Annotated in this window: 25 protein-coding genes and 1 pseudogene; 13 read left to right on the top strand and 13 right to left on the bottom strand. The window is 44.2% G+C overall.

Translation table 11 applies throughout. The features are described from left to right. The first annotated feature begins 7 nt into the window (after positions 1 to 7). The 3 genes from liaF to liaR are packed head-to-tail and all read left to right on the top strand — an operon-like array spanning position 8 to position 2,428. Entirely contained in the window at positions 8 to 736 is a 729-nt protein-coding gene (liaF, locus tag DIC78_RS14580) for a cell wall-active antibiotics response protein LiaF (RefSeq protein ID WP_024122800.1), read from the top strand. Further along, positions 733 to 1,815: a two-component system sensor histidine kinase LiaS gene (liaS, locus tag DIC78_RS14585; protein ID WP_024122799.1), complete on the top strand. Its 1,083-nt coding sequence runs from the start codon at positions 733 to 735 to the stop codon at positions 1,813 to 1,815. The genes liaF and liaS overlap by 4 nt, the downstream gene beginning before the upstream one ends. Further along, complete coding sequence (liaR, locus tag DIC78_RS14590; protein ID WP_106019536.1) at positions 1,793 to 2,428, top strand: two-component system response regulator LiaR; 636 nt, start codon at positions 1,793 to 1,795, stop codon at positions 2,426 to 2,428. Before liaS ends, liaR begins: the two co-directional genes overlap by 23 nt. A gap of 7 nt (positions 2,429 to 2,435) precedes the next feature. Here the strand turns inward: liaR and DIC78_RS14595 are convergent, their stop codons facing one another. The 3 genes from DIC78_RS14595 to DIC78_RS14605 are packed head-to-tail and all read right to left on the bottom strand — an operon-like array spanning position 2,436 to position 6,062. Continuing rightward, on the bottom strand, positions 2,436 to 3,551 hold the full coding sequence (locus DIC78_RS14595) for a spore germination receptor protein GerAC (RefSeq protein WP_101859970.1): 1,116 nt from the start codon (positions 3,549 to 3,551) through the stop codon (positions 2,436 to 2,438). Beyond that, entirely contained in the window at positions 3,548 to 4,645 is a 1,098-nt protein-coding gene (locus DIC78_RS14600; protein WP_101859971.1) for a spore germination receptor protein GerAB, read from the bottom strand. The genes DIC78_RS14595 and DIC78_RS14600 overlap by 4 nt, the downstream gene beginning before the upstream one ends. Continuing rightward, complete coding sequence (locus DIC78_RS14605) at positions 4,614 to 6,062, bottom strand: spore germination receptor protein GerAA (RefSeq protein ID WP_101859972.1); 1,449 nt, start codon at positions 6,060 to 6,062, stop codon at positions 4,614 to 4,616. The genes DIC78_RS14600 and DIC78_RS14605 overlap by 32 nt, the downstream gene beginning before the upstream one ends. 117 nt (positions 6,063 to 6,179) lie before the next feature. On the opposite strand from DIC78_RS14605, the gene DIC78_RS14610 reads away from it, so the two are divergent. Continuing rightward, entirely contained in the window at positions 6,180 to 6,365 is a 186-nt protein-coding gene (locus DIC78_RS14610; protein ID WP_010331829.1) for a YvzF family protein, read from the top strand. A gap of 66 nt (positions 6,366 to 6,431) precedes the next feature. Next, positions 6,432 to 7,820 carry a class II fumarate hydratase gene (gene fumC, locus DIC78_RS14615; protein WP_010331827.1) on the top strand — a complete coding sequence of 463 codons (1,389 nt, stop codon included), beginning with the start codon at positions 6,432 to 6,434 and terminating at the stop codon, positions 7,818 to 7,820. A gap of 37 nt (positions 7,821 to 7,857) precedes the next feature. On the opposite strand, the gene DIC78_RS14620 is transcribed toward fumC, so the two are convergent. Further along, the gene (locus DIC78_RS14620; RefSeq protein WP_103671341.1) at positions 7,858 to 8,733 is read right to left on the bottom strand and encodes a TetR/AcrR family transcriptional regulator; all 876 of its coding nucleotides are present in this window, start codon (positions 8,731 to 8,733) and stop codon (positions 7,858 to 7,860) included. A 168-nt stretch (positions 8,734 to 8,901) separates the two neighbouring features. On the opposite strand from DIC78_RS14620, the gene spxO reads away from it, so the two are divergent. Beyond that, positions 8,902 to 9,066: an anti-adapter protein SpxO gene (gene spxO / locus DIC78_RS14625; protein WP_003221681.1), complete on the top strand. Its 165-nt coding sequence runs from the start codon at positions 8,902 to 8,904 to the stop codon at positions 9,064 to 9,066. 27 nt (positions 9,067 to 9,093) lie between these two features. Here spxO and cssS read toward each other — a convergent pair whose 3' ends face one another. Further along, on the bottom strand, positions 9,094 to 10,449 hold the full coding sequence (cssS, locus tag DIC78_RS14630; protein WP_105953859.1) for a two-component system sensor histidine kinase CssS: 1,356 nt from the start codon (positions 10,447 to 10,449) through the stop codon (positions 9,094 to 9,096). Next, positions 10,446 to 11,123 (bottom strand): two-component system response regulator CssR, encoded by a 678-nt coding sequence (cssR, locus tag DIC78_RS14635; protein WP_024122792.1) that lies wholly within the window; start codon positions 11,121 to 11,123, stop codon positions 10,446 to 10,448. Before cssR ends, cssS begins: the two co-directional genes overlap by 4 nt. A 275-nt stretch (positions 11,124 to 11,398) precedes the next feature. On the opposite strand from cssR, the gene DIC78_RS14640 reads away from it, so the two are divergent. After that, the gene (locus DIC78_RS14640; RefSeq protein ID WP_127696488.1) at positions 11,399 to 12,760 is read left to right on the top strand and encodes a S1C family serine protease; all 1,362 of its coding nucleotides are present in this window, start codon (positions 11,399 to 11,401) and stop codon (positions 12,758 to 12,760) included. Between the two features lie 40 nt (positions 12,761 to 12,800). Here the strand turns inward: DIC78_RS14640 and mrgA are convergent, their stop codons facing one another. Together mrgA and DIC78_RS14650 are read right to left on the bottom strand one after the other, a co-directional pair. Next, the gene (mrgA, locus tag DIC78_RS14645; RefSeq protein ID WP_024122790.1) at positions 12,801 to 13,262 is read right to left on the bottom strand and encodes a Dps family protein; all 462 of its coding nucleotides are present in this window, start codon (positions 13,260 to 13,262) and stop codon (positions 12,801 to 12,803) included. A 77-nt stretch (positions 13,263 to 13,339) separates the two neighbouring features. Continuing rightward, positions 13,340 to 14,194: an oxidoreductase gene (locus DIC78_RS14650; protein ID WP_024122789.1), complete on the bottom strand. Its 855-nt coding sequence runs from the start codon at positions 14,192 to 14,194 to the stop codon at positions 13,340 to 13,342. A 135-nt stretch (positions 14,195 to 14,329) separates the two neighbouring features. Here DIC78_RS14650 and DIC78_RS14655 point away from each other — a divergent pair, with 135 nt between their 5' ends. The 4 genes and pseudogenes from DIC78_RS14655 to DIC78_RS14670 all read left to right on the top strand — a co-directional run bounded on the left by DIC78_RS14655 (position 14,330) and on the right by DIC78_RS14670 (position 18,019). Continuing rightward, the gene (locus tag DIC78_RS14655) at positions 14,330 to 16,114 is read left to right on the top strand and encodes a M3 family oligoendopeptidase (protein WP_127696489.1); all 1,785 of its coding nucleotides are present in this window, start codon (positions 14,330 to 14,332) and stop codon (positions 16,112 to 16,114) included. 108 nt (positions 16,115 to 16,222) lie between these two features. Continuing rightward, entirely contained in the window at positions 16,223 to 16,660 is a 438-nt protein-coding gene (locus DIC78_RS14660; protein ID WP_095714038.1) for a YusW family protein, read from the top strand. 215 nt (positions 16,661 to 16,875) lie between these two features. Beyond that, positions 16,876 to 17,703: an ABC transporter ATP-binding protein gene (locus tag DIC78_RS14665; RefSeq protein WP_081638363.1), complete on the top strand. Its 828-nt coding sequence runs from the start codon at positions 16,876 to 16,878 to the stop codon at positions 17,701 to 17,703. 27 nt (positions 17,704 to 17,730) lie between these two features. Beyond that, positions 17,731 to 18,019, top strand: a pseudogene (locus tag DIC78_RS14670) (YusU family protein). Between the two features lie 44 nt (positions 18,020 to 18,063). Here the strand turns inward: DIC78_RS14670 and DIC78_RS14675 are convergent. Beyond that, on the bottom strand, positions 18,064 to 18,930 hold the full coding sequence (locus tag DIC78_RS14675; RefSeq protein WP_127696491.1) for a LysR family transcriptional regulator: 867 nt from the start codon (positions 18,928 to 18,930) through the stop codon (positions 18,064 to 18,066). Between the two features lie 142 nt (positions 18,931 to 19,072). On the opposite strand from DIC78_RS14675, the gene DIC78_RS14680 reads away from it, so the two are divergent. Together DIC78_RS14680 and DIC78_RS14685 are read left to right on the top strand one after the other, a co-directional pair. Then, positions 19,073 to 19,813: an SDR family NAD(P)-dependent oxidoreductase gene (locus DIC78_RS14680; RefSeq protein ID WP_127696492.1), complete on the top strand. Its 741-nt coding sequence runs from the start codon at positions 19,073 to 19,075 to the stop codon at positions 19,811 to 19,813. Between the two features lie 20 nt (positions 19,814 to 19,833). Beyond that, positions 19,834 to 20,217, top strand: a complete 384-nt coding sequence (locus DIC78_RS14685; protein WP_101859977.1) for a tautomerase family protein — start codon at positions 19,834 to 19,836, stop codon at positions 20,215 to 20,217. A 34-nt stretch (positions 20,218 to 20,251) separates the two neighbouring features. Here the strand turns inward: DIC78_RS14685 and mdtP are convergent, their stop codons facing one another. The 4 genes from mdtP to DIC78_RS14705 all read right to left on the bottom strand — a co-directional run bounded on the left by mdtP (position 20,252) and on the right by DIC78_RS14705 (position 23,101). Next, the gene (gene mdtP / locus DIC78_RS14690; RefSeq protein WP_106019528.1) at positions 20,252 to 21,865 is read right to left on the bottom strand and encodes a multidrug efflux MFS transporter MdtP; all 1,614 of its coding nucleotides are present in this window, start codon (positions 21,863 to 21,865) and stop codon (positions 20,252 to 20,254) included. Between the two features lie 25 nt (positions 21,866 to 21,890). Next, positions 21,891 to 22,337 carry a MarR family transcriptional regulator gene (locus DIC78_RS14695; protein ID WP_024122780.1) on the bottom strand — a complete coding sequence of 149 codons (447 nt, stop codon included), beginning with the start codon at positions 22,335 to 22,337 and terminating at the stop codon, positions 21,891 to 21,893. 173 nt (positions 22,338 to 22,510) lie between these two features. Next, entirely contained in the window at positions 22,511 to 22,843 is a 333-nt protein-coding gene (locus DIC78_RS14700) for a spore coat protein (RefSeq protein WP_101864080.1), read from the bottom strand. A 12-nt stretch (positions 22,844 to 22,855) separates the two neighbouring features. Further along, positions 22,856 to 23,101: a hypothetical protein gene (locus DIC78_RS14705; protein WP_010331808.1), complete on the bottom strand. Its 246-nt coding sequence runs from the start codon at positions 23,099 to 23,101 to the stop codon at positions 22,856 to 22,858. Positions 23,102 to 23,165: the final 64 nt, after the last annotated feature.

The following is a 23,165-nucleotide window of genomic DNA, read 5'->3' on the forward strand; positions in this document are numbered from 1 at the left end:
AACCAGAATGACAAAAAAACAGCTTCTCGGACTTATGATTGCTTTATTTGGCATCAGTATGTTTTTGCAAATTATCGGAATAGGCGATCTGCTGTTTTGGCCGCTCTTTTTTCTGATTGCCGGCTATTTTTTAAAAAAGTACTCCCGTGACTGGCTTGGGTCCGTCATGTATATCTTTGCCGCTTTCTTATTTTTAAAAAATCTGTTCAGTATCACCTTTAACTTATTTGGCTACGCGTTTGCCGCATTTTTAATCTACGCCGGCTACCGGCTTGTGAAAGGAAAGCCAATTTTTGAACCGAGTGAGAAGCCTATCGACTTAACGAAAAAAGAAAAACAGTCCGAGCCTCCTAAAGATGTGAAACACCCTGACATGCGAAGCTTTTTTATCGGCGAGCTGCTGATGATGAAGCAGCCGTTTGATCTGAATGATTTAAATGTATCGGGTTTTATCGGCGATGTGAAAATCGACTTGTCAAAAGCGATGATTCCGGAGGGAGAGAGCACGATCGTCATCAGCGGAGTGATCGGAAACGTTGATATTTATGTTCCATCAGACCTTGAAGTGGCTGTCAGCTCGTCTGTTTTTATCGGCGACATTAATCTGATCGGATCGAAGAAAAGCGGATTAGGCACAAAGGTATACGCCGCGTCTTCTGATTTCAGCGAGTCCAAACGCCGGGTAAAGGTATCCGTCTCCCTATTTATCGGTGATGTGGATGTGAAATACGTATGAGAAAAAAACTGCTTGCCAGTCTCCAGTGGCGCGCCATTCGCATGACAACGGGAATCAGTCTGCTCCTTTTTGTCTGCTTGATTTCTTTTATGATGGTTTACTATCGGCTCGATCCGTTTGTGCTGCTGTCGTCAAGCTGGTTCGGGATTCCGTTTATCCTGATTTTGGTGCTGATCAGCCTTACGATCGGTTTTGCGTCAGGCTACATGTACGGCAACCGGCTGAAAACAAGGGTCGATACATTGATCGAATCGATTTTAACATTTGAAAACGGTAACTTCGCTTATCGTATACCGCCGCTCGGGGACGATGAAATTGGGCTTGCAGCCGATCAGCTGAATGAAATGGCGAAGCGGGTTGAACTTCAAGTCGCTTCCCTGCAAAAGCTTTCAAATGAACGGGCTGAATGGCAGGTGCAAATGAAGAAATCAGTCATTACAGAAGAACGCCAGCGATTGGCAAGAGACCTGCACGATGCTGTCAGCCAGCAGCTCTTTGCGATATCCATGATGACCTCCGCCGTATTAGAACACGTAAAAGATACGGATGATAAAACTGTGAAACGGATCAAGATGGTAGAGCACATGGCGGGAGAAGCCCAAAATGAAATGAGGGCGCTGCTGCTCCATTTAAGGCCAGTGACGCTCGAAGGGAAAGGGCTGAAGGAGGGTCTTACGGAGCTTTTGGACGAGTTCCGGAAAAAACAGCCGCTTGATATCGAGTGGGACATACAGGATACACCGATTTCCAAAGGAGTAGAGGATCATTTATTCAGGATCGTACAGGAGGCCCTTTCGAATGTATTCAGGCATTCAAAAGCCTCAAAAGTATCCGTAATCCTCGGTGCAAAGAACAATCAGCTGCGGCTGAAGGTCATTGATAACGGAAAAGGATTTAAGATGGACCAGGTAAAAGCGTCATCCTATGGCTTGAATTCGATGAAAGAACGTGCAAGCGAAATCGGCGGAGTTGCCGAGGTAATTTCGGTTGAAGGAAAAGGCACACAAATCGAAGTAAAGGTCCCGATTTTCCCGGAAGAAAAAGGAGAGAACGAACGTGATTCGAGTATTGTTGATTGATGATCATGAAATGGTCAGAATGGGGCTCGCCGCTTTTTTGGAAGCACAGCCCGATATTGATGTCATCGGCGAAGCATCTGATGGCAGCGAGGGTGTACAGCTTGCTGTTGAATTAAAGCCTGATGTGATTTTAATGGATCTTGTCATGGAAGGCATGGACGGCATTGAAGCGACAAAGCAAATTTGCCAGAAGCTTTCCGATCCGAAAATTATCGTGCTCACAAGCTTCATTGATGATGACAAAGTGTACCCGGTCATTGAAGCGGGAGCGCTCAGCTACTTATTAAAAACGTCAAAAGCGGCCGAAATCGCTGATGCGATCCGTGCCGCAAGCAAGGGAGAGCCAAAGCTTGAATCAAAAGTGGCGGGGAAAGTATTATCCCGGCTGCGCCACTCAGGGGAAAACGCGCACCCGCATGAATCCCTCACGAAACGGGAGCTTGAGATTCTCTGTCTGATTGCAGAAGGAAAAACAAATAAAGAAATTGGGGAGGAGCTGTTTATCACGATCAAAACAGTCAAAACCCACATCACCAATATTTTATCAAAGCTGGATGTCAGCGACCGGACACAGGCAGCCGTCTACGCACACCGCAATCACCTCGTAAAATAGGCGTCCGTTATTTGGACGCGCCCTTCGTTCCGAAGTCTCTGACGACCACATTGACATGATATTCTATTTCCGCATTGCTGAAATAATCATCCCATTTGTTTGAGATCTTTTTCCATTTCTGAGGATAATGGATTCTGACTTCGTTTCCCAGTCCGGTCACGTCTGTTTTGATCTCTTTCTGCAGCGTGCCCTTAATAAATGCTGTGACTGTGTCTTTTAATCGTTTTTCGACTGTTCTTTCAATATCTTTGATATATGAATCCTTAAACGAATCTTCATCAGGATTCCAGTCCTCGGATAAACGCCCTTCAATATTGCGTGTGACGGTGAATGTAAACTTTCCGTCCTTGTAGGATGTCTTGACCTTTCGATTGCTGGAATACACTTCGTAAGAAAAAAGATAGCCATTACGTCTCAAATCAATGACGCCGCCTTTGACCGCGCCGGTAAATAAGTTAATATTTTGAACTTCACCCGGTGTTAAATTTCTGCTCCATAACTTATCTTTTATGATAGCAGCTCCGTTTATTGCGAGTTTGCCGTTTTCCACACCGACATGGGGAATGAGGAACGAATCGTCAGAGGTCAAGTGTTCTGAAATCTCCCCCAATGTAACAGGCTCCATCATTCTGATGGTGACCTTGTCATTCTCTGTCAGATCATAAATCACATTGGATGCGGGCTCGCCTTGATCATTCATTTTAAATATGTCCTTCGGGCGTCCATCGGTGACAAACACATACGAACTCCGCCTTGTCCCGTTGTCTCTGACAAATTGATTAATGATCGAGTCCATTCCAATATCAGCAAGCACGTCCTTGGAAAATAAAATGAGACGTAAATGCTGGGAAAATGTAGGATTGTGCTTTAATGCCGACGTTCTCATCATTTGATGAACCGTTTCACCCTTTGTGACAGCAATCTGTGTCGGATCAGATGAAGAGCCTTCCTTTGAACTGATTTTTTTCGGCACAAGAATCTGCTGGGTCAGTTCTAAATTATGATCATCCGGCTTGTCTAAGCCTACTCCGATCACCAAACTTAATTCTTCGATATTCTTGCTGTCCCAGCATCCGGACAGCAAAAGGGTGCATATGAAAATACATAAAATCCGGATTTTCATTTTGCTGTAATCCTCCTTTTGACAGCTACAATGAAAAAGAGAATGAAGGGAAGTAAAAACACGCAGACGAAAATGTATCCGAGATAATCGCTATACATCATGACCTGATTGGCGTCATCCGGCCACAAAGAAAAATAATAGACAGCCGCGCCAATGAGAACCATGCTTTTTTTAGTCGATAATCCAAACGTCTTCTTCAGCCCGTTAGCGGCAAAATACCCGTAAATGACAAACGTTGTGAAAAATTGAATAATCCAAACGACTAGCAAAAACGATTCAAACCGTTCAATGAATATGCCTTTCAGCTCAAAAGACTGAAAGAGAGAAATGGTCGGCCAGATCAGCGTTTTCACCTCAGGAGCTGTCAAAGCCCCGACAACGATTATATACGTCAGGATATATAAAATAATCGGAATCAGAAATCCGATAGCCGCGTATCTGAATGTGTATTTCTTTTTCTTCATATGTTCAGGAAGAAACAGCATCACTTCCATTCCTAAAAAAGAGATGGAAACGACAGTTAGGGAGTTCGCAATGGGTCCCAAGCCCTCACCTAAAACAGGGCGCAAGTTATTGATGTCAAAAATTTTAAAACTGATCCCAAACACTATCAGCAAAATAATAATCGTAATCGTTAAATAAAAGGGAAACAGCCGCGAAACATCACTTAGCCCCCCAATGATTAAATAGATGCCGCAGCAGATAAACGTTAAAATAATGACCTGAATCGGCGTTCTCTCCAGCAGGAAAAACTTCACCATTTCAGCCATCGCCCTGGTTTCAAAACTGGCCACTCCGATAAAATAGCAGGAGATCAAAAGCCCCATGATGCTGCCAATCCATTTCCCAAGCCCTTCCCGCAGATACTCAAACAGTGAGGGATATTGATGTTTTTTCTGAATGAGCGTGTTTAAATAAATGAAAAAAATAAAAATGACACCTTCTAATATCAGCGAGATCCAGCCGTCAGGAGTATTACCCTTAGTGGTCAGCGCTCGGGGCAATGTTAAAAGACCAGCACCGAGCATTGTATTTGCAACAACAGAAATACCTTGAAAGGTATTAAGTTTGAGTGGAGTCTGTTTTTGGCTCATTTGGATTATTCGCCTCTTTTGGTTTGTTTTTAATTGGGAGACGGATAATGGAATCCTCTGTATTTTTCAGGCTGAAAAATCCATTTGGCGAAAAATACGGAGATCCAAAGCTCGTTTGTCTCGTAAGGTGCGTATAAATGACCAGCATAAATAAAATAATCCCGTACAGCCCGAGTATTGCGGCGGAAAACATCGAAATAAAACGCAGCACCCGGAAAGACAGCCCCATTCCGTATTGGGGAACGGTAAAGGATGCAAGGGCAATGACACTGACGACAATCACCATAATCGAGCTGACGAGATTCGCTTCTACCGCCGCTTGTCCGATGACGACACCCCCGACGAGGCCGATCGTCTGGCCAAGTGGGTTGGGAAGACGCAGCCCGGCTTCTCTTAGCAGCTCGATCGTCACTTCCATCAGCAAGGCTTCAAATATCGGAGGAAACGGCACGTTTTCCCTGTTTGCTGAAATTGTGACGGCGAGCGCGGTGGGCAAGAGCCCTTGATGGAATGACACGAGTGCGATATAAATCGATGACAAAAACAAGGTGATGAATATAGAAGCAAAACGCAGCGACCGGATGAGGGATGCCGAGATCCAGCGTTCGTAGTAATCATCCGGAGATTGCATCAGTACACCGAGTGAAACCGGCACCAAAAGCACAAATGGGGAACTGTCCACCAAAATCGCAACCCGGCCGTTGAACAGGGCGGACGACACCTTATCGGGCCTTTCCGTATTTTGAATTTGCGGAAACGGCGAGTATTTATTATCTTCAATAAGTTCTTCAAGCGTTCCGCTGTCCTGGATATCCTCCAGTTTGATATTGTTAAGCCGCGCTTTTACTTCTTTCACAACGGACTTTTTTGCTTTGCCTTCAATGTACATCATCGCCGCCGGCTTCAGTTTGTTATCGCCAATCATGATTTTTTTGGTAATGAGTTTCGGATGAGAGGTCCTTTGCCTGATCAGAGCAAGATTTGTATCGATATCCTCCACAAACGCAACCTTTGGTCCGCGAACCACTTTTTCAGTTGTCGGCTCTGTCAGGCTTCTTGTTTGTTTCTTTCCTGTGGACAGGATATAGGCTTTGTTGAGTCCATTAACAAACACCGCGCAATTGCCGCTGAGAATTTCCTTAACCGTTTTTTCGGACGTTTCTACTGGCCTTGCGTCAATTTGGTCGAGGCGTTTTTTGACCTGGTCAATCGTGAGTGTCTCCTCATCCTTGATTAAGGTTTTGATCGATTCCAAAACCTTCTGCTGGTCATTCAATTCACTAAAGTAGAGATAATAAAAAACAAGTCCGTTCGCCAGCATTTTTTTATTTTTCACCAGATCATCGTTTTCTTTTAATTTTGGAAGCACCAATGCTAAATTATCGTGTATATATTCCTTAAATTCTGTTTGTTCCAACGAGGTCACCTCTTGTCCAAAACCTTAGTAGAGGTTATCTTTTCCTGTTAAAAAAATGATATACTGTGTTACAGTATTTTATGGCAGAAGTTTTTTTATGAAAGCGGAGGATATGAAGTGGCACAGGTAAGACTTGCAGGAAAACAAGAAGAAATAGAACAGCTCATTAAATCATTTGAAAAGCATTACGATGTCTCTTATACATCGAGGGAGTACGGACGAACGAATCCGAAGTACAAATATTCAAAGGACTCCCGCGTATATCTTGAATTAAAATTAAAATCTGCCAAGATCGAAAAATAAAAAGGATTTTTTATATCACTGGCGAATTTGATCTATTGAAGCAACCGTTATGGAGGGATACATAAAATGGACTACAGAATTGAAAGAGACACCATGGGAGAAGTAAAAGTTCCTGCTGATAAATTTTGGGGCGCCCAAACACAGCGAAGCAAGGAGAACTTCAAGATTGGTTCTGAAAAAATGCCGATGCGTGTTGTGAAGGCGTTTGCAATATTGAAACGCAGCACGGCGATCGCTAATAAACGCCTGGGCAATCTAGATGCGGAAAAAGCGGAAGCCATTGCAGCAGTTTGTGATGATGTGCTCAAAGGCAAATACGATGATAACTTCCCGCTTGTTGTATGGCAGACCGGAAGCGGCACACAAAGCAACATGAACATGAATGAAGTGGTGGCCAATCGTGCGACTGCGTTATTAAAAGAAAAGAACTCTGATCAAACGATTCATCCAAACGATGACGTTAACCGCAGCCAAAGCTCAAACGATACGTTCCCGACAGCGATGCACGTTGCTGCCGTTTTATCTGTCTATGAACAGCTTGTGCCTGCGCTTGATCAGCTTCGCAATACGTTAGACGAAAAAGCGAAAGCATACAATGATATTGTGAAAATCGGACGTACGCATCTTCAGGATGCCACACCTCTGACTCTTGGACAGGAAATCAGCGGATGGGTGCACATGCTCGATCGTTCGAAGGAAATGATTTTAGAAGCGACAGACAAAATGCGCGCGCTTGCAATCGGAGGTACAGCTGTCGGAACAGGAATCAATGCTCACCCGGAATTTGGAGAGCTTGTTTCAGAGGAGATCACGAAACTGACAGGTCAAACGTTTAACAGCTCGTCGAATAAATTCCATGCGCTGACAAGCCATGACGAAATCACATATGCACATGGCGCTTTAAAAGCTCTTGCCGCTGATTTAATGAAAATCGCAAACGATGTCAGATGGCTTGCGAGCGGGCCTCGCTGCGGCATCGGGGAGATTGTCATTCCTGAAAATGAGCCTGGCAGCTCCATTATGCCTGGAAAAGTGAACCCGACACAAAGTGAAGCACTGACGATGATCGCAGCGCAAATTATGGGGAACGATGCGACAATCGGCTTTGCCGCAAGTCAGGGGAACTTTGAACTAAACGTATTTAAACCTGTGATCATTTACAACTTCCTGCAATCCGTGCAGCTGCTGAGTGACGGAATGAACTCCTTCCATGATAAGTGTGCTGTCGGTATCGAGCCAAATAAAGAAACGATTCAGGAAAACTTGTCGAATTCTTTAATGCTGGTTACGGCGCTGAATCCGCATATCGGATATGAAAATGCCGCAAAAATTGCCAAGCTTGCCCATAAAGAGGGATTGACGCTGAAAGAAGCGGCTTTGAAGCTTGAATTGCTGACAGAGGAACAATTTAACGAAATGGTGAAACCGGAAGATATGGTAAAACCAAAGGCGTAATAGAGAAAAAACGGCTGCTTGTCAAGCAGCCGTTCTTCTAAATATATTGCTGTTTCAAGAGATATGTAAGCTGCTCGGCATCCTCTGCGAGAGCTTCCGACTCCATCAGATTATGGATCATTCCTTTTATGATCACCAGCTTCGGTGTTTTTTTCTTCATTTCTGCTTCAAGTATGTCCAAGCTCTCCGATAATTCAAAAGAGGAGTTTGTGTTCAAGTTTTTTATTTTTTCACGAAGGCTTTTCACAATCGATTCAGTCAGCGGGTCAGGCCGTCCGTGAGACAGGGGCCCGAATAAAGAGCTTGCTTCTTCTAATGTAATGAAAGGCTCATCGTTTCGTTCAGACATGCCTTTGACCATATCATCAATTCGGTTAATAACGATATCTGCTAATTGATCCGGCTTCACAGTATACCCGAGCAAAATCATGCATTCCAGGTAAATCTGGCTGATTCCTTCTATTAGAAAACAAAGCTCCGCTGTATAAGGTTCAGCTTTCTCTCCATATATGTTTAACAGACTGTCAATGTGAAATTGAAGGGAAGTCTGGCGGATTTTTTTCGCGTATTGCTCTACTTCATCCGTATAAGGCAGAGAACCTTCCTTCATCTGCATTGTAATAAAGTCTTTGTGTTCAAGGATGTTTTCATAGAACACGGTAAGCTGCTTGCGGTAAGCTGTTCTGGGGCTGTCGCCTTTCGTTTTAATATTTAAAATACGGGTAAACGTTTTATCATAATAGTAATTCAGCATAGACAATAGCAGCGCTTCTTTAGAAGGAAAATAAATATAAAAAGCGCCTTTAGAAATTTTGCATGCTTTGGCAATTTCCTGAACCGATGTTGAGTTATATCCTTTTTGGGCAAACAGTTTAATGGCTGTTTCAATAATCAGCTTTTCTTTTTCCTTCAAATGGTTCCACCCTTTCGGAGCCTGAGGCCTACATAGGATATGACCATATAGTCATACCGTACGTTATAAATTTAACCTTATTGTAACTTGTTTTTTTATCATGTATTATTTATATTATAAATTGAGATGACCGAACGGTCAAAGCTCAAGCGAAAGGGTGAATCTGAAATGAGAGAATTGGACGAAATGATCAGCCGCTTGCGAAACAGAGGAATTAAAGTGGAAAAAGTCAAATATCCGAAGCAGACGTTGTCAGAGAAAAAATGGGTTCATCAATGCAAACAGCCGCTCAAAACAAATTACAGAGATTTTAACGGCTATTCTTTCACATAAAAAATAGACTGCAAAAACATCTACAGTCTATTTTGGCACTGCTATGCGGTATGTTACACCCGTTTTGTCATTTTCAATTGAGATAGACGCCTTATGAAGAGTTAAAATACGTTTTACGATGCTGAGCCCAATGCCGAATTCGCCTTTCTTCCCTTTATTAAAAGGCTCATAAAGGCTGGAAAGCATCTCATCTTCAATGTGCGGTCCGTCATTTTTGATGGTAATAAAGATATTCCGATCATCTTGTTTCATGATGATTTCAATCTTTGTTGCGGCATAGCGGATTTGATTTTCCAGTATGTTCTCCAGAAGCTTGTTCCATTGCTCGGGATCACCCGGCATGAGAATGTCTTCTTCTACATCAATTCCCCATGATAATTCTTTTCGCGCCCATTTCAGTCTTTCAATGACTTCTTCTGTCACTTCCATAATACTGAATGTTTCATGTTGTACTTTTTGCTTAGATAAGTAATCGAGCTTTGTTAAATATAATAAATCTTTTATTTTTTTCTCCAGCTTAAGGGCTTCGCCTTCAATGACATCTACTGTATTTTCAAGATCTCCTTTAGGAAAAATCCCATCTTTAATGGATTGGGTATATCCCCTGATCACCATAACCGGTGTTTTTAAATCATGAGAAATATTTTGTAAAAGGGTTCTTTCTGTTTCATCCTTTTGCACGAGCTTTTGGCGCATCTCTTCGATGGTATGGCCCAATTTGCCGATTTCATCTTTCCGATCCACTATGACAGGATCATCCCAATCCTGTTCTGAAATCCGTTTGACGTGCTTTTCAAACGAAACGAGAGGCCTTGATAAATATTTCGCAAGCCAAATCGCCGGAATCCAGCTTAATAAAATGACAACCGCTATAATAAACAGCAGCTGTTTGAACAGGGTGAAGGCCAGATCGTCCCGATAAGAATCGAGTGCATAGGACAGCATCATGGCGGATTGCCCGTTGACGGAAAGTCCCTTCTTAATGACAAAAAACACTTTTTCGCCATTAATTTCAGCGCTGTATCGTTTCTTTTTGGCTTCCTGTTTATCAGCCAGCTGGTATACCTTATGGATAAAATCAGACGACAGGATTCGTAAATCCTTGTCTGACGAAGCCGCTTCATTTTCGGGCAGAAGCACGTGCTGTACAGAGCGCACGGTCGTCGGCGCCGTGGCTTCCTCACTGTAATAGCGCCTTTCGATTGAACCAGGCAGGCGGTACTCAGTCAGAACATGCTGTTCATTTTCAATGGTGGTGTACGTTTCATTGGTGAAAAAATCACGCAGCGTGTTTGAAAATAAAACAAGCAATAAAATCGATATGGCTAACAGGATGCCGGAGATAACAACCCATATTTGAAACGAGAGCGGCTTGTTTTTCATGATGTCATCATCCTGTAGCCAAACCCGTAAATGGTCTCCACTTTGAGTTCAGGCATCTTTTTACGCAGCCTCCGGACAAGATCATCAACAACGCGGTCAGTTCCAAAGTAATCATGTCCCCATACCTTGACGAGAATATCCTCACGGGAATATGGATGTCCTTTATGATGGATAAATAAGAGGAGGAGATCAAATTCCTTCGACGTTAAATTAATCAAATTGCCGTTTTCATCATAGACCTCACGGGCGTCTTCCGCGACCCGATAGGAGGAGACGACGGTTTCGTTTTTTTGTGCGGCCGGCGCTTCCTTATAGACAAGCTGCAATAGTTTTTGCACACGTATAATCAGTTCCCGCGGGAGAAATGGTTTTGAAATATAGTCATTGCTTCCAAGCTCTAACCCAAGCACTCTGTCAATATCGGCGTCTCGTGCGGAAATAAAAATGACCGGCACGTCAGGGTCTTTCTCTTTGATTTCTTTTATTAATGTATAGCCGTCAGTATCCGGCAGCATGATATCGAGAATCCACAGGTGGGGAGACGGCGTCATTTTTTTTCTGGCGTCTTCGCCTTTCGTAAAAGATGTAATGTTCCAGCCCTCATTCTCTAAATACTTCGTCAGCAATTCATTCAGATTATCCTCATCCTCAACTAGATAAATGGTATATGACAAGGCTCTTCACATCCTTTCAACGTCATTATAAACTAGTTTTAACATACGGCAGGCAATTTTCATAATTTCACATATTCTTTTCATTTTTATCCCACAATGTTTGTTTATGATGTGTATAAGGGAAGAAAGGAAAAGAAAAGAGCGGGGAAGATGTAGGATGATCAAACATATTCTATTTTGGTGCTTTGCTTTTCTCCTCATTATTGGGACAATTGAACTTGTACATGCGATGAATATGTAACGATAAACGAAAACCGAATAAGGAGTGTATGCATATGGATTACAGACGTGATGACCAGAACGGGGAACAACACACAGAACCTTCACATACAGAAAACCGGAAGCTGATTGAGCATCCTGAACAAGAATTGCTTGATCCGCTTCATTCTGATGAAGCGGGACGAAAAGAAACGGCTTCCGCTTTAGAAATGGAGAAGAAAGAAACAGCTGTAAAAAAAGAGAAGAAGCGGAGAGCCGCATGGCTGAGCCCGATTTTAGGCGGGATCATCGGCGGCGGACTGATGCTCGGCATCGCGCCTTATTTGCCGTCTGACCATAATCAGACGACCGAGACGGCTTCCGCAAATAAACAGGTGCAATCAGACAACTTTACAACGACACCTGTGACAAACGCGACCAACGTGGCTGATATGGTAGAGGACTTAGAGCCGACAATTGTCGGAATCTCAAATATCCAAACCTCTCAAAATAACACATTCGGTACAGAAGGCAGCTCCGGCTCAGAAAGTGAAAGCGGAACGGGGTCAGGGGTCATTTTCAAAAAAGACAATAACAAAGCATATATCATTACAAACAACCACGTGGTGGAAGGAGCGAATAAGCTGACTGTTACTCTGTACAATGGTAAAACGGAGACAGCCAAGCTTGTGGGAAGCGATACAATTACAGATTTGGCTGTTTTGGAAATCAGCGGCAAGAACGTCAAAAAAGTGGCGAGTTTCGGTGACTCTTCGCAGCTGCGCACAGGTGAAAAAGTCATCGCCATCGGTAACCCGCTCGGCCAGCAGTTCTCCGGAACAGTGACACAAGGGATCATCAGCGGACTTAATCGGACGATTGATGTCGATACGACTCAAGGTACGGTTGAGATGAATGTGCTGCAAACAGACGCGGCAATCAATCCGGGGAACAGCGGCGGCCCGTTAATCAATTCAAACGGCCAAGTGATCGGTATCAACAGTTTGAAAGTAAGTGAAAACGGGGTTGAGTCACTCGGTTTTGCGATTCCAAGCAACGATGTAGAGCCAATTGTTGACCAGCTTCTTGAAAACGGAAAAGTGGAACGTCCATTCTTAGGCGTGCAAATGATTGATATGTCACAAGTTCCTGAAACGTACCAGGAAAACACACTTGGCCTGTTTGGCGATCAATTGAGCAAAGGTGTCTACGTCAAAGAAGTTCAATCCAATTCACCGGCGGCTAAAGCAGGAATGAAATCTGAGGATGTGATTGTCAAATTAAACGGCAAAGATATCCAAAGCAGTGCGGATATCCGTCAAATTCTATATAAAGATTTAAAAGTCGGAGATAAAACAACAATTCAAGTGATACGAAACGGAAAAACGAAAAACCTGAACGTGACACTGACCAAGCAGACAGAAAGCCTCAGCAGCTAAATAGCAAAAAAAGCTGAACCCGAAGAGGGTTCAGCTTTTTTTAGCCTAAATAAGAGGAAAGCATCCACACTTGTTTTTCGACTTCATCGATTAATCCGACAAACAAGTCTGCTGTCGCATTGTCTTGATTTTCTTCCGCAAGGCCGATGACGAATTTAGACTCGCTGCTGATTTGTTTGTAGTCGTTCACCAAAGCTTGGACCATTTCTGAAGCTGACGTTTCGTTTCCGCCGTCTGTGATAGATGCTTGCTCAGTGTATTCTTTCAAAGTGGCAACAGGCTGTCCTCCGATAGCCAGCAGGCGCTCAGCAATCGTATCCACAGTTTCCGCCGCGTGGTCATACAGTTCTTCAAATTTTTCATGCAATGTAAAGAAGTGAGGTCCTTTTACATACCAATGAAAACGGTGCAGCTTGGAGTATAGAAGAAACCAGTTTGATAATTGGGTGTTCATTGAATTCTCAACTAATGTCAGGTTTGTTTTTGCGTTTTCGGTTTTCATAATCTTACGTCCTCCTTGTGATCTGTTAATTTAATTATACCACGTATTAATTAAAAATCAATACTAAATTATAATAATTATAATTTAGATCGACTGAATAGTTTTTTCTTCAGGATAGACTCCCATGCGGACCAAGGAAAAAGCGCTCGGAATAACAGGGTGAGCTTGACGCCTTTTCCGATCGGATAACGCAATTTCTTTAAACGCTGTTTCATCGCTAATTGATAAATGAGGTCGGCAACCTCTTGGGGATCTCCGCTTTCATCGGCATTTTTTTCAACATAAGAAAGGATCTTTTTATAGTATTGATGATAAGCTGAATCGTCAGCCGGCACAGTCATGTGATTCGATAACGATGTTGACCAGATCGATGTTTTGTATGAGCCTGGCTCGATCAGAGCGGTTTCAATGCCGAAAGGAAGCAGCTCCAGACGCAGGCTTTCTGAAAACCCCTCCAATGCATACTTGGAAGAGGCGTAAGGCGACAATGCGGGAAATCCGGTTAAACCGCTGATACTGCTTACGTTTATAATCTTTGCCCCGCTATGCTTTCGTATGTAAGGAAGGACGGTTTTTGTGACATTGATTAATCCGAAAACGTTCGTTTCAAATTGCTTTCTGAAATGCTCCATCGGCACATCCTCGATAAATCCTCCGTAAGCTGTCCCCGCATTGTTGACGAGTAAATCAATTGGGGCATACGCACTTATGGTTTTTCCAAAGGCTTCGATCGAGTGTTCATCAGTGACATCGAGAGCGGTGATGTGAATGGAGTCAGCTACATGATGTTTTGCTGCTAAACCGCGCAGCTGTTCCGCTTTCTCGGGCTGCCTTGCTGTGGCAATGACGAAAAATGACTGAGCCAGTTTGACTGCTGCCAGCAGACCGAAACCGCTAGACGCTCCTGTAACGATAGCTATTTTTTTATTCATTTTCCATATCCTCCTGTTCGGCGCTACAGCTATTGTACAATGATGCACAGAGAATGACGCCTATAAAAGAAATTTTTATACTATAATTCAGAATTGTTCTATAATAAAATCAAATAAGTAAAGGGGTTTTGAGTCATGGGATTGCAAGGGGTAAACAAAACATGGGATCTGGACTCGTTTTTTAAAGGCGGGAGCCAGTCAGAAGAATTCAAGGGATATATTGAACAGCTGTCACAAAGCCTGCGTGCATTTCAAGACATGACAGATGCATTTGAGGCGCCAGAAACATCTAATGATGCTGGAAGGCTGACCGCATTGCTTGATGCATTTGAACAAAATTCGGTAAAGCTGCAGCAGGCCGGTGCTTTTGTCTCTTGTCTTCAGGCACAGAACATTAGCGATCAGAAAGCGAATGAACATAAATCATTCATGCATCAGCTAGTCGCAGATTTTCAGTCTTCCCTTGTCACATTGGATCATAAACTTGTGGAGATTGATCAAGGCGTGTGGGAAGAATTGCTCAAAACACCTGGACTGCGAGAGGTATCATACATATTAAATGAAAGAAGAGAACGGGTTGCGGAAAAGCTCAGCCCAGACAAAGAAAAACTGATTGGAAGCCTTGCGGTTGACGGTTATCATGCCTGGGATGATTTATATCATATCGTTGTCGGAAAAATGACCATTCCGTTTGAGGAAAAACAATTATCTGTCGGACAGGCGGAAAACATGATGTCTTCTCAGGACCGTGATGTCAGAAAAACCGTTTTTGAACGCACCAATCAAGCTTGGGAGCGGGAACAGGATATTTTCAGCAGCACGCTGAATCATTTGGCGGGGTTCCGGCTGGAAACCTACAAAGCGAGAGGATGGGAGGACGTTCTGAAGGAGCCGCTGCAAATCAACCGGATGAAAAAAGAAACGCTGGATACGATGTGGCAGGTCATTACTGAAAATAAGCAGCCGTTCGTTCAGTTTCTCAACCGGAAAGCATTCATGCTTGGACTCGAAAAGCTCAATTGGTATGACGTTGAGGCACCGATTGGGTCTGCCGGGAAGGAATATTCATACGATGAAGCCGCAAACTTAATTGTCAGCCAATTTTCCACGTTCGGCCGAAAGTTGTCCGCTTTTACAGAAAAGGCGTTCCGTGACCGCTGGATTGAAGCCGAGGACAGAAGCGGAAAAAGAGTCGGCGGCTTTTGCACGAGCTTTCCGGACAGCGGGGAATCCCGTATCTTCATGACGTTTTCCGGCAGTGCCTCGAACGTTTCAACGCTTGCCCATGAACTCGGGCATGCCTTTCATCAGGAATCGATGCTCAATGTAAGGCCGTTAAATCGATCCTACGCCATGAACGTAGCGGAAACTGCCTCAACCTTTGCGGAAATGATTGTGGCAGACGCGACTGTCAATCAGGCGGAAACAAAGGAAGAAAAGCTTGTGCTTCTGGAGGATAAAGTGCAAAGAAGCGTTGCTTTCTTTATGAATATCCATGCGAGGTTTTTATTTGAAACGAGATTTTACGAGGAACGAAAGCGGGGAATTGTGCCGGCGGACCGTTTAAACGAGCTGATGGAAGAAGCGCAAAAAGAAGCGTTCTGCGGCGCTTTAGGCGAGTATCATCCGCTATTCTGGGCGTCAAAGCTCCACTTTCATATTACGAGAGTGCCGTTTTATAATTACCCTTATACGTTCGGCTATCTGTTTTCTCTCGGTATTTACGCTCTGGCGCTTGAAGAAAAAAACACGTTTGAAGAGAAATATATAGCGCTATTGCGTGATACGGCATCCATGACTGTAGAAGATTTAGCGATGAAGCATTTAGGCGCAGACATCACGAAGAGAGACTTTTGGGAAAATGCCATCAAGCTGGGAGTGCAGGACGCCGAAGCCTTTTTGCAAATGACTGATTCATAAAGGAAAGCCGGGCGCTGAAGCCCGGCTTTTTCTGCTCTTTTCTCTGAATGAGGATTCCATCCCTTGGACATACCTAAAAGAAATGGAATTCTACAGGGGGGAACCATTATGCATTTGATCAGAGCGGCGGGGGCCGTTTGTCTCGCAGTTGTTCTGATTGCGGGCTGCCGTCTCAATGAAGAACAGCAGCAAGCAGAAGGAGAAAATACGGCAGTTACTCATATGAAATCTGTTCCTTACAGCAATTTCTCGCTTCGCGTCAGCTATGGTGACGGTGAGCATAATCGCTATGAAGGGATATACGAAAAAAACGGAACTCATGAAACAGCAGAAATACAAGATAAGCTCTCAGGCATCAATCAAGAGGGAGAAGAAGCGCTGGATGAGATGAAAATGATTCTGAGCGAGCTATCCGTGACAGATCAAATGGCTGAAAAGGAAGTGATTCACAGTGTGCTGGCGGCTTTTAACCTTGACAGCCACTATGATCATATCGACTTAAAACTGAAGCTTAAGAACGGCGCTGTCAGAGAAATTAAAAAATAATCATGTGCTGAAAAACCCATAACCGCCATTTTTGACCAGAAAACTAATTGAAAATGATTTTCAAAGTCACTGTTTTCTGCTACAATGAGGGATATATGACCATATCAGAGACTGAATATTGTATCACTTGCATTGATGACAATTTACTTACATGCATGTCTATATAAAACGTGCGATACATAGAGCTGCTAAAAAGCCAGCAAAAAGGAGCGGTTATGGGTATGAGTGCAATTTCTACAGAAACGCTGAGCTTAGGGTACGGGGATGCCGTTATTATTGATGAACTGAATTTAACGATTCCAAAAGGTGAAATTACCGTATTTATCGGCAGCAACGGCTGCGGAAAATCGACACTTTTACGTTCGTTGGCGCGGCTGATGAAGCCGAGAGGCGGTTCTGTGCTATTGGAAGGAAGAGCGATCGCCAAGCTTCCGACAAAGGAAGTCGCAAAGGAGCTTGCCATCCTGCCGCAGGGGCCTTCTGCTCCGGAGGGACTGACGGTGCATCAGCTTGTAAAGCAGGGAAGATATCCTTATCAAAACTGGCTGAAACAGTGGTCAAAAGAGGATGAGGCAGCTGTTGAGAGAGCACTTAAAGCCACAAAGCTGGAAGATATGGCTGACCGCGCCGTCGATTCCTTATCAGGCGGACAGCGCCAGCGGGCTTGGATTGCGATGACGCTTGCCCAGGAAACGGATATTATACTTCTGGATGAACCGACAACGTATTTGGATATGACGCATCAAATAGAAATTCTTGATTTGCTGTTTGAGCTGAATGAGAAGGAACAGCGGACGATCGTCATGGTGCTCCATGATTTGAATTTAGCGTGCCGCTACGCACATCACCTTGTGGCTATTAAAGATAAACAGATTTACGCTGAAGGCCGTCCGGAAGAGGTCATTACTTGTGATCTGGTGCAAAATGTGTTTTCTATGAACTGTCAGGTCACACAGGACCCGCTGTTCGGAACGCCTCTTTGCATTCCTCATGGCCGGGGCAGATGCATTGTCCGGGAAGCGGCTTTCACATCACATGGATAAATAACACGGCTAAAGGAGCTTTCATCAATGAGAAAGCTCCTTGCTGTTTTTTTGAAAGGAAGATGTATAAATGGAACAAAAACTGCAAGAACAGCTGGATGGATTGTTGGAGAAATATACTGAGCTTCTGCTTGGTGAATCAAACAATGAGCTAAAAGAAGACGTGAAGCAGTGGATTTTGTACACGCATATCGCCAAAAGCATGCCTCCGCTCGCTAAGCATTGGAATACTACATATCCTGACGCAAAGCAGGGCATGAAAGACATCATACAGCATATCAAACAGTTAAACGAAGAGCATCGAAACAAAGAATAGGCTAAAAAGCAGTCTGCCGCTCATGAACGGCAGACTGCTTTTTGTTATGTGGCTGTTTCATTTGGTGCGAAGGAATCCATAAAGGTGCGCAGCGCGCTGCTGATAAACGAATCCTTCCGGAAAATAAACTCCGTTTTCATCTGTCTGAGAGGTTCAGGGAGCGTGTACAATCGGATCGAACCTTCAGACTCGTGTTTTTGTACAACAGTCCGCGGCAGCAATGAGATGCCAAGGCCCGCTGTTACCCCGCCTATAATCGCTTCAAGTGTGCCGAACTCCATAATCACCGGCTGTGTGACGCCGACGGAGTGCAGCCATTTTTCAAGGGTATCTCGGTACGAACAGCCTGTGCTGTAAACGAGAATCGGCTTTGTGATCGCTTCTTCTGCACAGGACACAGAAGAAGCGGACACGACTACGGGCTCCTCCTCAAATGCGGGGAAGGACTGAAGCTCAGGATGATTGCATTCACAGCCGATAAACGCTCCATCGAGTTCATACCGAAGAACTTTATCGATTAAAAATTGTGTATGCCCTGTTGTTAAAGACAGCTGTACGTTTGGATACTCTTCATAATACGAAGCAAGCAGTTTTGGGAGCCTGACTGCGGCGGCTGTCTGAGTGGAACCGATCATCAGCTGTCCGCTCGGCTCAGTTGAGGAAGAGAGCGCTTGGGACGCCTCATCCAGCAGCCCGATAATTTTATCCGTATAATCCAGCAGAAGCTTTCCGCTAGAAGAGAGTATCATCCCTCGATTATGGCGCAAAAAAAGGGTGGTGCCGAGCTCAGCTTCCAATTGCTGAATTCTGGCCGTCACATTTGACTGCACGTAACCAAGCAGCAGTGCGGCTTTCGTAATTGTGCCTTCACGGGCTACCATTTGAAACACACGCAGATCTCCGCTTTCCATGTTGAATCCCCCGTTCTTTTGATATCAATCTAAATGATATCGAGTATCTTTAACAATCATTATACGTAACACCAAACCTCCATTACAATAGAATCAGCAGTTTAGATTTCAAAATATATACAAACAACAAGGAGTGGCGGCAATGGATCTTAAAAACAAAACAGCTCTCGTCACTGGGGGCGGCACGGGAATAGGAAGAGCAGCATGCATTGAATTAGCGAAACGCGGAGCGATTGTTGCGGTGAATTATTCACGCTCGCAAGCTCAGGCGGAGGAAACAGCAGAAATCATCAAAAGCGAGGGCGGGCAGGCCGTTGCTATCCAAGCCGATGTGTCCAAAAACAGTGAAGTGCAGGACATGGTTCAAGCGATAGTAAAGCAATACGGCACGATTGACGTTTTAATCAACAACGCAAGTATTACACGGCATATTCCAATGAGTGATCTCGACGCCGCGACAGAGGACGTATGGGACGAGTTGTATGCAGTCAATGTCAAAGGAATGTTTTTTTGCGCGAGAGCAGCGGCTCCTTTCATGAAAAAAAGCAAGGCTGGGGCGATCGTTAATATCGGCAGTATCGCGGGGTCAACCGGGGCGGGCTCTTCTATGCCTTACGCTGTGTCAAAAGCAGCGGTGCACGGCCTGACAAAATCATTGGCACACGCTTTGGCGCCAGAAATCAGAGTGTGCGGTGTCGCACCCGGAGCTGTCGCGACAAGATGGTGGGCGGGGCGTGAAGAAAAAATGAAAAACATGAGCGGCACTTTGCTGTTGCAGCGAATTGCTGAAGCGAGTGATGTGGCACGGCTGATTTGTTCCGTGCTTGAACAGGAATCCCTGGCAGGACAAATCATCACGATTGACAGCGGCCAGACGATGTAAAGAAAGGAGCGGCGTGAGAGATGCCATTTGTACAGATTCATTTACGAGCGGGGAGAAGCAAAGAATGGCTTCAAAAACTGAGCAGAGCCATTCACCAGTCTATGATCGAAGAAATCAATGTACCGGCTGATGATTACTTTCAAGTGATCCGGCAATACCAAAAAAGCGAATTTTTTTATGATCCGTCTTATTTACAGGTAGAGCGTACAGATGAACTGATTTACATCCAATTTACATTGAAAGATTCAAGAACAACAGAACAGAAAAAATCGTTTTACCATTCAGTGGCAAGCCGGATTCATTCGGAGCTCAGTGTAAGAAAAGAAGATGTGTTTATCATACTGGCCGGAAATCAGGATGAGGATTGGTCCTTCGGAAACGGAAGGGCCCAGATGATCGAATAAAAAAGCCCCGCGGTTATGTCCGCGGGGCGCTCTATTAATGAGAAGGGGATTCAACGGCTTGTGCCGCTTTTTCCTTTTGTTCATCCGTTTTCTTATTCGAAAGCTTAATAGGCTTTAAGAATAAGGTAAATACAGCTCCGACTGCGATAAAGATCAGGCCTGTATAAAACACGCTGTGGAGCGAATCCATCAACGATGTTTTTAATATCGGCATAATATGGGATGAGAAAGCCGCAGGGATTTGTTTAATTGCGTCCGGGCTGAACAGTGATTGCAGCAGCCCTTGCGGATTTGTGTCAATCATGCCCTTTAATTGAGATGCAAAGGCGTTTGCCTGTGCCGGGAGCGAGTCTAAATATGGAACCAGTTTATCAGTCAGCAAGCTTCCGGATCTGGCATTCATTACAGCGCCCAGCATGGTAATGCCGAATGTGCCCCCGATAGAACGGAAGAATTGGCTGGAAGAGGTGACGACCCCAAGCTCCTCTTTCGAAAAGCTTTCCTGTAAAGCCAGCGTCAGAATCGGCATAACAAGACCCATTCCAAGACCGATAATGGCCATATAGGATGTTGCGACAAGTTTGCTCGTGTCTAAATCCAAAGTGGTTAACAGAAGGAATCCGCCAGCCATAATCAGCATGCCTGTTATGATTTGCGGTTTAATTCCTATTTTGTAAACAAGCTGGCCGCCGATAATGCTTGTGATGATCATTGAGATCATCATCGGTGTCATAATGGTGCCTGATTCAGATGCGCTTACACCGACAATTCCTTGCATAAAGAAAGGAACAAACGTAATCGCGCCAAACATTCCGATACTCATAAAAAAGCCGATCAGGTTCAAAAACGTAAATGTTCTATTTTTAAATAGATACATTGGAAGGATCGGTTCTTTCGCTTTCGATTCAACAATAATAAAGCTCACAATTCCGATCAGTGCGAGCGCGAACAAGCCGAGAATCTGCCATGAACCCCATGCGTAATCTTTCCCGCCGAAGCTTAGGGCGAGAAGAAGGCTGACAACCCCGACAATCATTGTGAAAATACCGGCGATATCAAAGTTGATCGGACCGGTCTGCTTACGGCCCTGCAATCCTCTGGCAATAAAAATAACTGCGATAATTCCAACAGGAAGGTTAATGTAAAAAACCCATTTCCAGTTTAATGAATCAACGATCCAGCCGCCGATTTGCGGCCCGATAACAGAGGCAAGCCCGTAAATGGCTCCAAAGACCCCTTGGAATTTGGCACGCTGTTTCCCTGTAAATAAGTCACCAATGACAATCATGGCCATCGGCATCATAATACCTCCGCCAATTCCCTGCAAACCGCGGAAAATAATCAATTCTGTCATATTGTTGGCCATTCCGCACAGAGCTGAAGCAGCCATAAAAATAAGCAACCCTGATACATAGACGATCCGGCGCCCCAATAAGTCCGCTAATTTACCGGCAATCGGCACGACCGTTGTTGATGTTAACAAATACGCCGTAGTCAGCCAGGTCATCATGCTCAAACCGCCAAGATCTCCGACGATTTTCGGCATGGCAGTTCCGACAATGGTACCGTCAAGGGCTGAGAAAAACATGGCAATGATTAAGCCTGTTATTAATAAAGTCCGTTTTGATTGTTTTCCTTCATTACTCATTTCATCCGTTTCCTCTTTTCCTATTTTACTTTTCATTGGTTTCGGCAGCGGCTTGTGCCAGCTTTTTCGTCATATGCGCTGCCTGCAGCAGTTCCTCTTCGGTCAGGTAGGAAAGGTATCGTGCCATTATGGCTTTTCTGCCCGCCAAAACGTCCTCGAACTTTCTGTCTCCTTCATCGGTAAGGCTGATATTAATGACTCGCCTGTCTTGGGTATTGTGTTTTCTGACGATCAGATTTTTTTGTTCAAGGCGGTCTGCCATTAACGTTACCGCGCTTGGCTTGACCTCCATCCGTTCGGCAATTTCAGAAATTTTAAGGCTGCCATTCTTTTTTAAGCTTGCGAGCACAAACAGCTGCGCGGGGGTAATCCCCTGTTTCTCCATGCTATCCAGCATTTCAGGCTGTATCTTTTGAAAGAGCGCCTGAAGCGATAATTGAATATCAGACATTAACTGATCCGCACTCTTCATCTTCATTTCTCCTCTTTAATATAATCCGTGTTTATATTTAATGTATTGAAATAGTTAATGCTTATTAAATATAAATAAGCGTTAATAAAAAGTCAACTGATTTTACACACAAAAAAAGGATAGATGCCAGTAAAGCACATCATACCCTTTTTGCGGATCTGATTGATGGAACTTTATTGCTGATAAGGAGACTGCTGCTGAATGGTTTGCTGGAACTTTTGATAGGATTGCTGCAGCTTTTGGGCGTCCTCTGCTTCAACAGTATACCATCCATATTGGAACATGAGATCATACAGTTTTCTTTGCGCTTTTTGTGACTCATCAAAAATGGATTGAATATCCTGATAGAGAGATTCATGGCTGAACTCGTGCAGAGCAGTGCAATACGCAGTGGTCATGTATTTTTCCGTTGTCAAAAGTTCATTGACGAAATCTCTGTCATTCATTTCTGATGTAGTCGGCACAGGTGTTTGCGGGTTGCTGATTTTCTGATTTTGCTGATTCATTTTGGCGCCTCCTTATTGGATATAGCCGGACTGCTGCTGTCCTGGCTGCAGGTGCTTTAATATTCTTTGATAGTGATCGTGATGCATATGTCCGACGCGGTCTAGTTCTTGTTTTAATGTTTGATCCTGGCACTGCTGCGCCATAAAATGCGCTTTTTTCATCGCGAGCAGATTCCAGTTCAGCATGTCATTCAGATACAAATGATCCTTTGTCGAAATAACAGAGGGCGGCATTTGAGATTGCTGCTGATTGTTCATTGTAATCCTCCTTTGCGTTCTATTCGTTTTATGTTTCCTTCAGTATGGGAGTTATATACAGGTG

Origin of the sequence: Bacillus halotolerans (genome assembly GCF_004006435.1) — a bacterium.
Lineage (GTDB): Bacteria > Bacillota > Bacilli > Bacillales > Bacillaceae > Bacillus > Bacillus halotolerans.

Excerpts from the sequence above, each read along its gene's own strand:
- liaF (WP_024122800.1), top strand. The coding sequence starts at position 8 with ATGACAAAAAAACAGCTTCTCGGACTTATGATTGCTTTATTTGGCATC.
- liaS (WP_024122799.1), top strand. The coding sequence starts at position 733 with ATGAGAAAAAAACTGCTTGCCAGTCTCCAGTGGCGCGCCATTCGCATG.
- DIC78_RS14595 (WP_101859970.1), bottom strand. The coding sequence starts at position 3,551 with ATGAAAATCCGGATTTTATGTATTTTCATATGCACCCTTTTGCTGTCC.
- DIC78_RS14600 (WP_101859971.1), bottom strand. The coding sequence starts at position 4,645 with ATGAGCCAAAAACAGACTCCACTCAAACTTAATACCTTTCAAGGTATT.
- fumC (WP_010331827.1), top strand. The coding sequence starts at position 6,432 with ATGGACTACAGAATTGAAAGAGACACCATGGGAGAAGTAAAAGTTCCT.
- spxO (WP_003221681.1), top strand. The coding sequence starts at position 8,902 with ATGAGAGAATTGGACGAAATGATCAGCCGCTTGCGAAACAGAGGAATT.
- cssS (WP_105953859.1), bottom strand. The coding sequence starts at position 10,449 with ATGAAAAACAAGCCGCTCTCGTTTCAAATATGGGTTGTTATCTCCGGC.
- DIC78_RS14640 (WP_127696488.1), top strand. The coding sequence starts at position 11,399 with ATGGATTACAGACGTGATGACCAGAACGGGGAACAACACACAGAACCT.
- mrgA (WP_024122790.1), bottom strand. The coding sequence starts at position 13,262 with ATGAAAACCGAAAACGCAAAAACAAACCTGACATTAGTTGAGAATTCA.
- DIC78_RS14650 (WP_024122789.1), bottom strand. The coding sequence starts at position 14,194 with ATGAATAAAAAAATAGCTATCGTTACAGGAGCGTCTAGCGGTTTCGGT.
- DIC78_RS14655 (WP_127696489.1), top strand. The coding sequence starts at position 14,330 with ATGGGATTGCAAGGGGTAAACAAAACATGGGATCTGGACTCGTTTTTT.
- DIC78_RS14660 (WP_095714038.1), top strand. The coding sequence starts at position 16,223 with ATGCATTTGATCAGAGCGGCGGGGGCCGTTTGTCTCGCAGTTGTTCTG.
- DIC78_RS14665 (WP_081638363.1), top strand. The coding sequence starts at position 16,876 with ATGGGTATGAGTGCAATTTCTACAGAAACGCTGAGCTTAGGGTACGGG.
- DIC78_RS14675 (WP_127696491.1), bottom strand. The coding sequence starts at position 18,930 with ATGGAAAGCGGAGATCTGCGTGTGTTTCAAATGGTAGCCCGTGAAGGC.
- DIC78_RS14680 (WP_127696492.1), top strand. The coding sequence starts at position 19,073 with ATGGATCTTAAAAACAAAACAGCTCTCGTCACTGGGGGCGGCACGGGA.
- DIC78_RS14685 (WP_101859977.1), top strand. The coding sequence starts at position 19,834 with ATGCCATTTGTACAGATTCATTTACGAGCGGGGAGAAGCAAAGAATGG.
- mdtP (WP_106019528.1), bottom strand. The coding sequence starts at position 21,865 with ATGAGTAATGAAGGAAAACAATCAAAACGGACTTTATTAATAACAGGC.
- DIC78_RS14695 (WP_024122780.1), bottom strand. The coding sequence starts at position 22,337 with ATGAAGAGTGCGGATCAGTTAATGTCTGATATTCAATTATCGCTTCAG.
- DIC78_RS14700 (WP_101864080.1), bottom strand. The coding sequence starts at position 22,843 with ATGAATCAGCAAAATCAGAAAATCAGCAACCCGCAAACACCTGTGCCG.
- DIC78_RS14705 (WP_010331808.1), bottom strand. The coding sequence starts at position 23,101 with ATGAACAATCAGCAGCAATCTCAAATGCCGCCCTCTGTTATTTCGACA.